The 12,994-nt window shown below is 70.3% G+C and carries 12 protein-coding genes; 10 read left to right on the top strand and 2 right to left on the bottom strand.

What is annotated here, in order from left to right; genetic code table 11:
- Nucleotides 1-20 precede the first annotated feature (20 nt).
- The 3 genes from DAI20_RS00750 (at nt 21) to DAI20_RS00740 (ending at nt 1,589) form a co-directional block, all read left to right on the top strand.
- Entirely contained in the window at nt 21-533 is a 513-nt protein-coding gene (locus DAI20_RS00750) for a mycothiol transferase (protein ID WP_108248684.1), read from the top strand.
- A gap of 69 nt (nt 534-602) precedes the next feature.
- The gene (locus tag DAI20_RS00745) at nt 603-971 is read left to right on the top strand and encodes a DUF7882 family protein (protein WP_108248683.1); all 369 of its coding nucleotides are present in this window, start codon (nt 603-605) and stop codon (nt 969-971) included.
- A 72-nt stretch (nt 972-1,043) separates the two neighbouring features.
- On the top strand, nt 1,044-1,589 hold the full coding sequence (locus DAI20_RS00740; protein WP_108248682.1) for a hypothetical protein: 546 nt from the start codon (nt 1,044-1,046) through the stop codon (nt 1,587-1,589).
- A 57-nt stretch (nt 1,590-1,646) separates the two neighbouring features.
- On the opposite strand, the gene DAI20_RS00735 is transcribed toward DAI20_RS00740, so the two are convergent.
- Entirely contained in the window at nt 1,647-3,659 is a 2,013-nt protein-coding gene (locus DAI20_RS00735) for a beta-galactosidase (protein ID WP_108249656.1), read from the bottom strand.
- A 272-nt stretch (nt 3,660-3,931) separates the two neighbouring features.
- On the opposite strand from DAI20_RS00735, the gene DAI20_RS00730 reads away from it, so the two are divergent.
- The 6 genes from DAI20_RS00730 (at nt 3,932) to DAI20_RS00705 (ending at nt 9,734) form a co-directional block, all read left to right on the top strand.
- Nucleotides 3,932-5,230 (top strand): ABC transporter substrate-binding protein, encoded by a 1,299-nt coding sequence (locus tag DAI20_RS00730; RefSeq protein ID WP_108248681.1) that lies wholly within the window; start codon nt 3,932-3,934, stop codon nt 5,228-5,230.
- A gap of 66 nt (nt 5,231-5,296) precedes the next feature.
- Nucleotides 5,297-6,274, top strand: a complete 978-nt coding sequence (locus DAI20_RS00725) for a carbohydrate ABC transporter permease (protein WP_438501969.1) — start codon at nt 5,297-5,299, stop codon at nt 6,272-6,274.
- A 2-nt stretch (nt 6,275-6,276) separates the two neighbouring features.
- Nucleotides 6,277-7,182, top strand: coding sequence for a carbohydrate ABC transporter permease (locus DAI20_RS00720; protein WP_108248680.1), 906 nt, complete (start codon nt 6,277-6,279; stop codon nt 7,180-7,182).
- Between the two features lie 40 nt (nt 7,183-7,222).
- Nucleotides 7,223-8,239: a LacI family DNA-binding transcriptional regulator gene (locus tag DAI20_RS00715; protein WP_108248679.1), complete on the top strand. Its 1,017-nt coding sequence runs from the start codon at nt 7,223-7,225 to the stop codon at nt 8,237-8,239.
- A 209-nt stretch (nt 8,240-8,448) separates the two neighbouring features.
- A complete protein-coding gene (locus tag DAI20_RS00710; RefSeq protein WP_108248678.1) occupies nt 8,449-8,832 on the top strand; it encodes a DUF3054 domain-containing protein in 384 nt (127 codons plus the stop codon).
- Between the two features lie 8 nt (nt 8,833-8,840).
- Nucleotides 8,841-9,734 carry a DUF72 domain-containing protein gene (locus tag DAI20_RS00705; protein WP_108248677.1) on the top strand — a complete coding sequence of 298 codons (894 nt, stop codon included), beginning with the start codon at nt 8,841-8,843 and terminating at the stop codon, nt 9,732-9,734.
- 133 nt (nt 9,735-9,867) lie between these two features.
- On the opposite strand, the gene DAI20_RS00700 is transcribed toward DAI20_RS00705, so the two are convergent.
- Nucleotides 9,868-11,388 carry an amino acid permease gene (locus tag DAI20_RS00700; RefSeq protein ID WP_108248676.1) on the bottom strand — a complete coding sequence of 507 codons (1,521 nt, stop codon included), beginning with the start codon at nt 11,386-11,388 and terminating at the stop codon, nt 9,868-9,870.
- A gap of 238 nt (nt 11,389-11,626) precedes the next feature.
- Between DAI20_RS00700 and DAI20_RS00695 the strand changes: the two genes are divergently transcribed.
- Entirely contained in the window at nt 11,627-12,994 is a 1,368-nt protein-coding gene (locus DAI20_RS00695; RefSeq protein ID WP_108248675.1) for a glutamine synthetase family protein, read from the top strand.

Genomic DNA, 12,994 nt, shown 5'->3' with positions numbered 1-12,994 from the left:
GGACGCGCGGAAGGCGGAGCATGGCGATCGACGACATCCTCATCGACGGATTCGACCGGGTGCGCCAGACCGTGCACTCGACGCTGAGGCGCGCGACCGAGGATCAGCTCGTGCACCGGATCGACTCGGAGGCCAACACGGTGGCGTGGCTCGTCTGGCACCTGACCCGCGTGCAGGACGACCACATCGCGGAGGCGTTCGGCCACGAGCAGGTGTGGACGGCGAGAGGCTGGGTCGAGCGGTTCCAGCTACCCTTCAACGCTGGCGAGACCGGGTACGGGCAGACCGCCGAGGAGGTCGGCGCCGTGCACGCCTCCGCCGAGCTACTCGGGGGCTACCTCGACGCCGTGCACGCCCGCACGGTCGAGTGCCTCCGCGGCATCGACGACGACGCGCTCGAGCGCGTCGTGGACGACTCCTACGATCCGCCGGTGACGCTCGCCGTGCGCCTCGTGAGCGTGCTGTCCGACGACCTGCAGCACGCCGGGCAGGCCGCGTACGTGCTCGGAATCTCGCGCCGCGCCGGATCGTGACGCTGCACTAGAGTGTGGGCACGCGCCCTGACTCGGGGCGCCCCAGCATCGACGCACAGGGGCAGCGATATGGGCACGCTCATGTACGGGGCCAACATCGAGGTCACCATCGATGACCGCACGCTCACTCACCTGCAGATCGTGATCACGGGCAAGCTGCGCCGCGGGGAGTGCTTCTTCTTCAGCTGGCACGACTCCGCCGCCGTCGGCGGGGGACGCAGCGCCATCTGGCTGAGCCGCAGCACGCCGATCCAGTTCCATATGCAGGAGCAGGAGAAGGTCGCGGTGAACCGCGAGTGGCTCGACCTGCTCATGACGAGCGCGAACTCGTCCACGGGGCTGCAGTACCTCCCGGAGCCGGGGCAGGAGCCGCATCAGCCCGGAGCGCACCTGCATCATCGCGCGGGAACTACCGAGGCGCCCGCCCAGGCCAAGTAACGTCGGTGGCCACCCAGTAGCATCGATTCCGCAGTGGCCGGACTGCTCCCCGAACGAACGTGAGGAGCACTGGTGAGCTGGCAACCCCCGTGGCCCCCCATCCGCATCGGAGCGGGGGAGTGGATCCTGATGCGGGACAGCCGCCGCGAGCCCGCCGCCATCGTGCGGCACCTGCAGCTGGGCGCGCGGCGGGAGTGGTACTTCCGCGTCGTCACCTGGGCGGAGACGTCGGCGGGGCGCGAGCTGGTCGGCTACTACCGCACGCTCGAGGAGGCGGACCAGTCGGTCAAGTTCCGGCCCCCGGTGCTCTCCGCCCGCTCCGGCCCGCCGAACGGCGGCGGCTCGACGCACGCCGGACTGTCGGGACAGCCGGGCGCACCAAGGACGCGCCCGACGGGACCGCCGAGCGGTGGCGGGGCGAGCGCCGCCCGGTCGGGCCCGCCGAACGGCGGATCGGGCGCCGCGGGGGCGGCGCGACAGGGGCCGTCGGGCGGCCCCGCGAGCCAGCAGCAGCGCGTCGGTCCCCGGACGACCGGGACCCCGCCCGGCGATGCCGGACGGGGCCAGGGTCGTACGGAGCAGGTCAGGCCGCGGCGCCAGCCGGGCCGCGAGGCCTGACGGCGGGCGGTGTGACCGGCCGCCTCGTGACCGGGCGCTACGTCAGCGGGCGCCTCGTCAGCGGGCGCCGGCGCTCGTCGCGTCGGCCCCGTTCCGATCCGTGCGGAGGATCCGCACCCCGGCGGCGGGGACGACTGCGGTATCGACCGTCTCGCCCGTGACGAGGTCCGTGCCGGCGACGTCGTACGAGGCCTCCTGCTCGGAGTGGTTCAGCAGGAAGGTGTAGGTCGCATCCGGGGCCTCCCGCCGCACGACCTCCAGGCCCGCCGCCGGTACGGGGCCCACCGCGACGCCGGAGCGCTCGAGAACGGTGTCGAGGAACGCGCCGAGATCGTCGCCCTCGAGCTTCGTCGCCACGTACCAGGCGGTTCCCGCCCCGAGAGCGTTGCGGGTGATGGCCGCCCGGCCCTCCGCGCGCCCGTCGAGGTGTGTGGCCTCGGCCTCGGCCGTGCCGAGCACGATGTCGTCCGCCCACGACCGCGCGGTGGCGCCGGAGCTGAGGCTCGCCGTCTCCTTCTCGCGGAAGGGGAGGAACTCCTCGATGCTGAGGCCGAGCACGGTGCGCAGGCCGCCCGGGAAGGGCCCGGCCGGCACCGCGTCGTTCTCGTTCACGATGCCCGAGAAGTAGGACACGACGATGTTCCCGCCTGCCGCGACGTAGTCCTCGAGGTTCGCGGAGGACGTGGCGTCGACGAGGTAGAGCGCGGGGGCTAAGACGAGGTCGTAGCCGGACAGGTCGGCGGACGGGTGCGCGAAGTCCACGGTCACGCCCCGCCGCCAGAGCGCCGAGTAGTACGCTTCGATGCGCTCGCGGTGGTCGAGCTCGACGGAGGGCCGCCACTCGAGGTCCTGGGCCCAGAACGACTCCACGTCCCAGAGCAGGGCGACGCGGGCCTCGACGCGGGAGCCGCGCACCTCCTCGATGCCCTGCAGCACGGCTCCGAGCGCCTCGACCTCGCGCCAGACGCGTGAGGTCTCGCCGGCGTGCGGCAGCATCGCGGAGTGGAACTTCTCGGCGCCGTACCGTGAGGCGCGGAACTGGAAGAACAGCACGGCGTCCGAGCCGCGGGCGACGCTGCTCAGGCTGTTGCGGGCCAGCTCGCCGGGCCGCTTCGCGATGTTCCGGGGCTGCCAGTTCACCGCGGACGTCGAGTGCTCCATGAGCATCCACGGCCGGTTGCCGGCGATGGAGCGCGTGAAGTCGGAGTCCATCGCGGCGAGGACGTGGTTGTCCTCCCGCTCGGCCACCAGGTAGTAGTCGTTGGCAACGACGTCGACCTCGCGCGCCCACTTCCAGTAGTCGACGGACGGGCAGTTGGTGGCCATGAAGTTCGTGGTCACCGGCAGATGCGGGGTGGCCGCGCGGAGGATGTCGCGCTCCATCACGAAGGACTCGAGCAGCGCGTCGGAGGAGAAGCGCTTGAAGTCGAGGCGCTGGGCGGGGTTCACGATGCTCGCCGAGAGGCGCGGGGCGTCGACCTCGTCCCACTCGCGGTACTGCTGGCTCCAGAAGGTGGTGCCCCAGGCGGCGTTGAGCCCGTCGAGCGACCCGTACCGGCGCTGCAGCCACTCGCGGAACGCGAGCACCGACTGCTCGGAGTAGCACTCGCTCACGGGGGCGCCGTACTCGTTGTGGACGTGCCACATCACGACCGCGGGGTGATCCGCGTACCGCTTCGCGAGGGCCGACGTGATGCCCGCGGCCGCGCGGCGGTACTCGGCGGAGCTGGGGCTGCCCATGCCGCGGGAGCCGTGACCGAGGGTCACGCCCTCGCGCGTCACGACGCGGGCCTGGGGGTACTTCTTCCAGAACCAGGCGGGCGGGGCCGCGGTGGGGGTGCCGAGGTCGACGTCGATGCCGGCCTCGTGGAGCAGGCCGAGGATCTCGTCGAGGAACGAGAAGTCGTACTCGCCCTCGCGCGGCTCGAGCAGTCCCCAGGAGAAGATCCCGACGCTCACGAGGTTGATGCCCGCGCGGCGCATGAGGTCGATGTCCTGCAGCCACGTGGCGCGATCCCACTGCTCGGGGTTGTAGTCGCCGCCGTAGCGGAGCTTCGTGCTCCCCGGCATCCAGGTGGGCCTGTCGACCTGTGTCGACTGCGCGCGGGGGGTGTCCTCGGTCACAACTACTCCATCGTCTCGAACTGTGTGCGGTCACAGTTCTATCACAGCGACCGTCCGCCTCAATCCGCGGAACCTGCCGCGAATCCGCTGATGCCGCCGGATTGACTTTGCCAAAACGGTGTGGATTACTAATACCGCTCCCAGCCGCCTGCGAATCCGGTGCCCTTCCGGACGGGCGGCGACGAGCCAAGCACCACTGCTTTCGACAAGGAGGACGAATGCGCAAGCTTCTTCGCGCCGGGACCGTTGCGGTTCTCGCCACGACCGCGCTCATCACCAGCGGCTGCTCGGCCAACGCCGGTTCCGGCGACGGCTCGGGCCCCGTCGAGCTCACCTACTGGGCCTGGGCGCCGAACCTGGACAAGGTCGTCGACATCTGGAACGAGAAGAACCCGGACATCCAGGTGACGGTGAACAAGCAGGACGGCGGCGACCCCGCGGTCACCAAGCTGCTCACCGCCATCAAGGCCGGCAGCGGCGCGCCCGACCTCATGCAGGCCGAGTACCAGAAGATCCCGACGCTCGTGTCGGCCGACGCGCTCGCCGACATCTCGGACGGCGCCGCGGACCTCGAGGACCACTTCGCCGCGGGCGTCTGGTCGTCCGTGACCCTGGGCGGCGACGCGCTCTACGCCGTGCCGCAGGACACCGGCCCGATGATGTTCTACTACCGCGAGGACATCCTGAACCAGTTCGGCCTCTCCGTGCCCACCACCTGGGAGGAGTACGCGGACGTGGCGCGCAAGCTGCACGCCGCCGACCCGAGCAAGTACCTCGGCACGTTCTCGGCAAACGACGCAGGCTGGTTCACCGGCCTCGCCCAGCAGGCCGGCGCCTCCTGGTGGTCCATCGACGGCGACGCCTGGGGCGTCGACATCGAGGGTGACGCGACGACGAAGGTCGCCGACTACTGGGGCGGCCTCGTGGAGGAGGGCGTCATCGACAACAAGCCGATGTACACGCCGGAGTGGAACTCCGCGCTGAACGACGGCGGTCAGGTCGGCTGGCTCTCCGCCGTCTGGGCGCCCGGCGTGCTCGCGGGCAACGCCGCGGACACGGCCGGACTGTGGAAGGCGGCCCCGATGCCGCAGTGGGGCTCCGAGCAGGCCACCGGCAACTGGGGCGGATCCTCGACCGGTGTGACGACGCAGTCCGAGCACAAGGAGGAGGCCACCGAGTTCGCGACGTGGCTGAACACCAACCCCGAGGCCATCGAGGCCCTGGTGAAGACCGCCAACATCTACCCGGCCGACCAGACGGGCGCGGACGAGGCTCTGACCGAGCCGCCGGCGTTCTTCAGCAACCAGCCCGACTTCTACGAGGTCGCCGCGGGCGTCGCCGACACGGTGTCGCCGTTCACCTACGGACCGAACGTCAACGTCGCCTTCAGCGCGTACAACGACGAGTTCGCCAAGGCCGCCGAGGCCCGCACGCGCACCGCGTTCACGGACGCGGTCGCGGCCATGCAGGACATCACCGTCGCCGATCTCAAGAAGAGCGGCTTCACGGTCAAGTGAGCGAACGCCGGCGCGGGACCATCCGGTCCCGCGCCGGCCCGCTCGCCCGAGAGGCAAGGATCCGCAGTGACCATCACCCGTTCCCGCACCGCAGCGGCGACGCCCGTTCCGGCCCGCCGCCGCAGCGGCGGAGGCGCCAGCTCGTTCCGCAGCCGCGTGCTCACCCCCTACGCGATGCTCGCCCCGGGCATCGTGCTCTTCCTCGCCTTCATGGCGGCCCCCATCGTCTACGCCGTGTACCTCAGCTTCCAGAAGACGCAGGTGACCGGCCTGGGTCTCGGCTCCGGTGCCCGCAAGCAGGTCTTCGTCGGTTTCGAGAACTACGTCGCCGCCCTGGCCGACCCCGAGTTCGCGGCCAGCATCGGCCGCGTGCTGCTCTACGGGCTCGTGCTCGTGCCCGCCATGCTCGGCCTCGCCCTGCTGTTCGCGCTGCTGCTCGACGCGCGCGGCACCCGGGCCGCCGGCTTCTCCCGCGTCGCGATCTTCCTGCCCTACGCGGTGCCCGCCGTCATCAGCTCTCTGCTCTGGGGCTTCCTCTACCTCCCCGGCGTCAGCCCCTTCTACTTCGTCTTCGACTCCCTCGGCTGGGACGCACCGGAGATCCTGTCGTCCGACCTCGTGCTGTTCGGCATCGCCAACATCGCGCTCTGGGGCGGCGTCGGCTTCAACATGATCGTGATGTACACGTCGCTCAAGGCCGTGCCCACCGAGATCTACGAGGCCGCGAAGCTCGACGGCGCCAGCGAGGTGGACATCGCGCTGCGGATCAAGGTGCCGATCATCGCCCCGTCCATCGTCATGACGTCGCTGTTCTCGCTCATCGCGACCCTGCAGGTGTTCGCGGAGCCGACCACCCTGCGCCCGCTCAGCAACTCGCTGTCCACGAGTTGGACGCCGCTCATGAAGGTGTACCGCGACGCGTTCACGCGCGACGACATCTACTCGGCGGCCGCAACCTCCGTGGTCATCGCGCTCGCGACCCTTCTTCTCTCGTTCCTGTTCCTGCGCATCGTGCAGAAGCGCGCCTTCGGCCAGGAGGACTGACCATGACCGCCACCGCAACCGCTCCCGTCGACCTCCCGCGCGTCACCGGGCCCCGTGCCGGCAAGGACCGCGCGAACCGGGGCAAGCCGAACTGGATCGCCACCGTGATCCTGCTGCTCGGCGCGCTCTACTGCCTGCTGCCCGTCTTCTGGGTCCTCACCGCTTCGACGAAGGACGGCTCCGAGCTGTTCTCGACGTTCACCTTCGCGCCGAGCTCCCACCTCTGGGACAACATCGTCGAGCTCACCGCCTACCGCGACGGCGTCTTCTGGCGCTGGATGCTCAACACCGCTCTGTACGCGGGGGTCGGTGCCCTGCTCTCCACCTACGTGTCCGCGCTGTCCGGGTACGTGCTCGCGAAGTTCACATTCCCGGGCAAGAGCACGGTCTTCAGCGTGCTGCTGATGGGCGTGCTCGTGCCCGGCGTCATCCTCGCGATCCCGCAGTACTTCCTCTTCGCCCAGTTCGGCCTCACGAACACCTACTGGTCGGTGCTGCTGCCGCAGATCATCAGCCCGTACGGCATCTACCTCGCCCGCATCTACGCGGCGGCGTCGGTGCCGACCGACGTGATCGAGGCGGCCCGCACCGAGGGTGCGGGCGAGATGCGCATCTTCTCCACCATCGCGACGTCGATGATGCTGCCCGGGCTGGTGACGATCTTCCTGTTCCAGTTCGTGGCCATCTGGAACAACTTCCTGCTGCCGTACATCATGCTCGGTGACGACGGGCTGTTCCCCATCACCGTCGGCCTGAACGGCCTGCTGAACCAGGGCGCCACCGTGCCCGCGCTGTACACGCTCGTCATCACCGGTGCCCTGCTGTCCGTGCTGCCGCTCATCGCCATGTTCCTGCTGCTGCAGCGCTTCTGGCGCGTCGACCTCGCCGCTGGCGCCGTCAAGGCGTGAGCCGCGCGGAAGGTTCCACCGGAGGTCCTAGGGTGGAACGGTGACCGCCGCCAAGGGCCGACGCCGGCCGACCATCGACGACGTCGCCCAGGCGGCGGGGGTGTCCCGGGGCACGGTGTCGCGCGTGCTGAACGGCGGACACTGGGTCAGCCCGGATGCGCTCGCCGCCGTGCAGGCCGCGATCAAGAAGACCGGTTACCGCCCGAACCCGCACGCCCGAAGCCTGGCGACGAGCCGGGCGAACTCCGTGGCGTTCCTGCTCACCGAGACGCACGACCGGCTGTTCGAGGACCCGAACTTCGCGGTGCTCATGCGCGGGGCGGCCGCGGCCCTCGCCGAGCACGACATCTCGCTCGTGCTCATCATGGCGGGCACCGAGGACGAGCGTCGCCGGGCCACCGAGTTCATCACCGCGGGCCACGTCGACGGCGTGCTGCTCGTCTCCGCGCATGCGGGGCGGGGAGGCGTGGTCGGCGACATCGTGGATGCCGGCGTGCCCGCGATCGCGTGCGGCGCCCCGCTCGGCTTCGAGAGGCGCATGGGCTGGGTCGCCGCGGACGACGGCGACGGGGCCCGGGAGATGGTGGCGTACCTGAAGGGCCGCGGCCACCGGCGCATCGCTACCATCACCGGCGCGATGGACACGGCGGGCGGTCGGGACCGGTTCGACGCGTACCGGCAGGAGCTGGGCGACGCGTTCGACGAGGCCCTCGTGGCCGAGGGCGACTACAGCCGCGCCAGCGGGGCCCGGGCCATGCGGGAGCTGCTCGCGGCCGCCCCCGACATCGACGCCGTCTTCGCCGCCAACGATCTGATGGCCGCGGGCGCGATCGACGCGCTGCACGCGCTCGGCAAGCGGGTGCCCGAGGACGTTGCCGTCGCCGGGTTCGACGACGCGCCCCTCGCGGCGACCGTGTCGCCGGCCCTCACGACGATGCGCCAGCCGTTCGAGCGGATCAGCGTGGAGATGGTGCGGCTGCTGCTGCAGGTCATCGACGGGCAGCGCCCCGCGGCCATGACGCTGCAGACGGAGCTCGTGGTCCGCGAGTCCGCCTAGGGGGTGTGCGGGGAGTTGCGATGCCCCGTTCCGGATTCAGGCTGTGCTGCGACACGCCGCATCTGGAGGCCTCGAAATGCGGCGTGTCGCAGCTGAGCCTGAATTGTGAACCTCTTACAGCGCACGGCGGGGAGGGGCTGGGACGGGTCGGGGCGGGGATAGGGGGACCATGCCCGGACCGCTCCGATCACCCGGCCTAGGCTTGGGGCGTGGCAACGCTCTCTCCCTCCGCCCGCGCCGCTCGTGCCGCGGTGTTCGACCTGGTGTCCGTGATCCTGTTCGTGCTCGTCGGCCGCGTCAGCCACGGCGAGGCCGTCGACGCCGGCGGTGTGCTCTCGACCGCGTGGCCGTTCCTGGTCGGGCTCGCGATCGGCTGGATCGCGTCGGTCGCCTGGCGCCGGCCCTACGGCGTGGTGCGGCCGGGCCTCATCGTGTGGGCGTCGACCGTCGTTCTCGGCGTGCTGCTGCGCTTCGTCACGGGTGTCGGCGCCGAGACGAGCTTCATCGTCGTGACCGCCGTGGTGCTCGGCGCGCTCCTCGTGGGCTGGCGCGCGTTCGCCATGCTGCTCTCGCGCCGCCGGATCGCCGCCTAGGGCTCGCGATGGACGGCGCGGACGGAACCGGCGCGGATGGGCTCGGCGCGGGCGGGGTCGGCGCGGATGCCGGAGGCAGTTCCGCACGGGCGCGGGCGTACATCGGCATCTCCGGCTGGCGCTACGCGGGCTGGCGTGGCGGCTTCTATCCGAAGGGACTGCAGCAGCGCCGGGAGCTCGAGTACGCGGCCGAGCGCTTCGACTCCGTGGAGATCAACGGATCCTTCTACTCCCTGCAGCGCCCGGAGAGCTACGAGCGCTGGCGGGACGAGACGCCGGAGGGCTTCGTCTTCGCGGTCAAGGGCGGCCGGTACATCACGCACATGCTGCGGATGCAGAACGCCCGGGCGGCGCTCGCCAACTTCTTCGCGTCCGGCGTGCTCGCGCTCGGCGACAAGCTCGGCCCGGTCCTGTGGCAGCTGCCGGAGCGGGTGCGGTTCGACGCCGAGGTGCTCGACGCCTTCTTCACGCTGATGCCGCGGACGACGGGCGAGGCGCTCACGCTCGCCCGGGAGCACGACGCCAAGCTGGAGGGCCGCAGCTGGCTCGGCGAGGTCGTCGACCGGCCGCTGCGGCACGTGCTCGAGCCGCGCCACCCGACCTTCGACAGCGACGAGTGCGCCGAGGTGCTCGCGCGGCACGACGTCGGCATGGTCATCGCCGACTCGGCGGGCAAGTGGCCGATGATCTCGCGCGTCACGACGGACGTCGTCTACGTGCGCCTGCACGGCTCCGAGGAGCTGTACGTCAGCGGCTACTCGCCCGAGGAGCTGGCGGACTGGGCGACCCGCTGCCGCGCCTGGCTGAGCGAGGGCCGCGCCGTATACGTCTACTTCGACAACGACGCGAAGGTGCACGCGCCCTTCGACGCGATGAACCTCCGCGCCCTCCTCGACGCGTAGGGGTAGCTGGGGCCGCGTCGCCCGCCTCACGGTCCCTGAGCCTGTCGAAGGGACGCGACCCGGTCAGGTTGCGTCCCTTCGACGAGCTCAGGGACCGTGACGGCCCTGGGACGAGCTAGACCCCGGACCGCCCTTACTTCTTGTCGAGCTCCGCCTCCATGGCGTCGTAGCCCTCCAGCTGCGGGTCGCCGTGCAGACCGCCGCTCAGCGCGTACTCCTCCTCGGGGGAGAGCACGAGGCGGTGGCGGCCGAAGAGCGCGAAGCCGACGAGCATGATCACGTAGACGATCGCGATCGCGACGATGGCGGGGAGGTAGGGCGGGTTGAGCAGGAAGCCCACGAAGATCGCGGCGGCGATCACGCCGGCGAGCACCGCGCCCCACACGCCGGTCGGGCTGACGTACGGGCGCTTCGCGGTCGGGAACTTGCGGCGCAGGATCACGAACGACGCCATCTGCAGGATGTAGGCGAGCACCGCACCCCAGACGGCGATGTTCAGCACGATCGCGCCGCCGGAGCCGGCCGCCCCGCCCGTGAGCTCCACGATCACGAGCGCGATGTAGCCGATGACCGCGCCGAAGATGAGCGCGAGCCACGGCGTCTGGCGCTTGCCGGTGAGGGAGAGCATCTTGGGGTAGTAGCCCGCCCGGGAGAGCGAGTACATGTTGCGCCCGTAGGCGAACATGATGCCCTGCAGCGACGCGAGCAGGCCGATGAGCGCGAACGCCGACAGCACGGCCGCGAGGCCCTCGGGCAGGATCGCGCGGAACCCGTCGAGCAGTGGCTCGCCGGACGCGGCCAGCGCGCTCGAGCCGTTCACGCCCGGGTTCAGCACGAGCACGACGGCGCCGCAGATCACGAGCGTGATCATGCCGAGGATGCCGGCGCGGGGGATGTCCTTCGCCGGGTTGTGCGCCTCCTCGGCGGCGAGCGGCAGCTCCTCGATGCCGAGGAAGAACCACATGGCGAAGGGCAGCACGAGCAGGATCGGCAGGATGCCGTGCGGGAGGAACTCGCTCTGGCCCGGATCCGGAGCGACGTCGAAGAGGTTCGCCGTGCTCCAGGCGCCGGAGAACACGGCGGTGACCGCGAAGATCGCGAGGATAGCGATGGACATGATGGCGACGACCGTGGCGAAGCGGAAGGAGATGGCCGCTCCCGCCGTGTTCAGCGCGATGAACACGATGTAGAGCACGATCCACCAGAGCCAGTTGGGCAGCGTCCAGTTGAACAGGGCGTCGGTGATGCCGTTCGCGTAGTCCGCGGAGAAGTAGACGATCACCGCGGTGGTGGCGACGTACTCGATCGTCTCGGCGAGACCGGTCACGAAGCCGCCCCACGGGCCCATGGCCGCCCGGGCGAAGGAGTAGGCGCCGCCCGTGTGCGGCATGGCGGCGGACATCTCGCCGATGCTGAACAGCATCGTGAAGTACATGACGACGACGATGACGAAGGCGATGACCATGCCGCCCCAGCCCGCCGTCTCGAGGCCGAAGTTCCAGCCCGAGAAGTCGCCCGAGATGACGGCGGCGATCCCGAGTCCCCAGAGGCCGGCAACGCCCGCTGTGCGCTTCAGGCTCCGCTTCTCGAAGTACCCCTCCTCGGCGCGGCTGTAACTGACTCCGGACGCGCTGCGGTTGCCTGAGTTCGTCATTCTTCCTCCGGTTCGGGTGGAGCGGCGGCGAGGTGGGCACGCGTCATCACGTGCGGACTGAGGGCAGCGTATCGACCTATTGGTACCCGCTGTCTACCTTTGCGTGTAACCAGCGCGTTACGAGTTCCGCCGGGCGGCGGACCCGCTGTGCTCTAATGGTCGGGCGCTGCCACAATGGAGCCGCCGTCGGTCGTGACGGCAGGCCGAGTCGGGGCCGCGCTCGACGAGGAGGCAACGGATGCCCGCACGAACAGGAATGCTCAGCACCGATCAGCTCGGCGACCTCATCGACGCCGGCGAGATCGACACCGTCATCGTCGCCTTCACCGACATGCAGGGGCGTCTCGTGGGCAAGCGCGTCGCCGCCCGCTTCTTCCGCGAGGAGGTCGCCCCGCACGGCGCGGAGTGCTGCAACTACCTGCTCGCGGTCGACGTGGAGATGAACACCGTCGCCGGCTACAGCATGTCCTCGTGGGAGAAGGGGTACGGCGACATGGCCATGATCCCCGACCTCGCCACCCTGCGACTCGTGCCGTGGATCCCCGGGACGGCGCTCGTGATGGCCGACCTTACCTGGCTCGACGAGAGGCCCGTGACGCCGTCGCCGCGGGAAATCCTGAAGGCGCAGCTCGGCCGCCTCGCCGACCGCGGGCTCGCCGCGTTCGTGGGCACGGAGCTCGAGTTCCTGGTGTTCGAGGACAGCTACCGCGACGCCTGGCGCCGCGGCTACACCGGCCTCACCCCGGCCAGCGACTACAACATCGACTACGCGCTGCTCGCGTCCACGCGCATGGAGCCGCTGCTGCGCGACATCCGCCTCGGCATGGACGGCGCGGGCATGTACTGCGAGGGCGTGAAGGGGGAGTGCAATCTCGGGCAGCAGGAGATCGCGTTCCGCTACGACGAGGCTCTCGTCACCTGCGACAATCACTCCATCTACAAGAACGGCGCCAAGGAGATCGCGGACAGGCACGGGAAGTCGCTCACGTTCATGGCCAAATTCAACGAGCGCGAGGGCAACAGCTGCCACATCCACATCAGCCTGCGGTCGACGGACGGCGGAGCGGTGTTCGCGGACGAGAGCGCCGAGCACGGCATGTCCCCGATGTTCCGGTCCTTCGTGGCCGGCCAGCTGGCCGCGATGCGCGAGCTGACCCTGTTCTTCGCGCCGAACATCAACTCCTACAAGCGCTACGTCGACGGCTCCTTCGCTCCCACCGCCGTGGCCTGGGGCCTCGACAACCGAACATGCGCGCTGCGCGTCGTCGGGCACGGCAGCGGCATGCGGGTCGAGAACCGGGTGCCGGGCGGTGACGTGAACCAGTACCTCGCCGTGTCCGCCCTCGTCGCCGCCGGCCTGCACGGGATCGAGAACGAGCTGGAGCTCGAGCCGCTCACGCCCGGCAACGCCTACGAGAGTGCAGCCGCGCGCGTGCCGACGACGCTGCGGGAGGCCGCCGACCTGTTCGAGCACTCCGCCCTGGCGAGGGAGGCGTTCGGCGACGAGGTCGTCGACCACTACGTCAACAACGCGCGGATCGAGATCGCCGCCTACGACGCGGCCATCACCGACTGGGAGCGCGTGCGTGGCTTCGAGCGCTTCTGA

The sequence above is a fragment of the Planctomonas deserti genome (assembly GCF_003067705.1).
In the GTDB taxonomy this organism is placed as follows: Bacteria; Actinomycetota; Actinomycetes; order Actinomycetales; family Microbacteriaceae; genus Planctomonas; species Planctomonas deserti.
This window is presented reverse-complemented; position numbering and strand designations above follow the sequence as displayed.

Excerpts from the sequence above, each read along its gene's own strand:
- DAI20_RS00750 (WP_108248684.1), top strand. The coding sequence starts at position 21 with ATGGCGATCGACGACATCCTCATCGACGGATTCGACCGGGTGCGCCAG.
- DAI20_RS00745 (WP_108248683.1), top strand. The coding sequence starts at position 603 with ATGGGCACGCTCATGTACGGGGCCAACATCGAGGTCACCATCGATGAC.
- DAI20_RS00735 (WP_108249656.1), bottom strand. The coding sequence starts at position 3,659 with ATGCCGGGGAGCACGAAGCTCCGCTACGGCGGCGACTACAACCCCGAG.
- DAI20_RS00730 (WP_108248681.1), top strand. The coding sequence starts at position 3,932 with ATGCGCAAGCTTCTTCGCGCCGGGACCGTTGCGGTTCTCGCCACGACC.
- DAI20_RS00720 (WP_108248680.1), top strand. The coding sequence starts at position 6,277 with ATGACCGCCACCGCAACCGCTCCCGTCGACCTCCCGCGCGTCACCGGG.
- DAI20_RS00705 (WP_108248677.1), top strand. The coding sequence starts at position 8,841 with ATGGACGGCGCGGACGGAACCGGCGCGGATGGGCTCGGCGCGGGCGGG.
- DAI20_RS00700 (WP_108248676.1), bottom strand. The coding sequence starts at position 11,388 with ATGACGAACTCAGGCAACCGCAGCGCGTCCGGAGTCAGTTACAGCCGC.
- DAI20_RS00695 (WP_108248675.1), top strand. The coding sequence starts at position 11,627 with ATGCCCGCACGAACAGGAATGCTCAGCACCGATCAGCTCGGCGACCTC.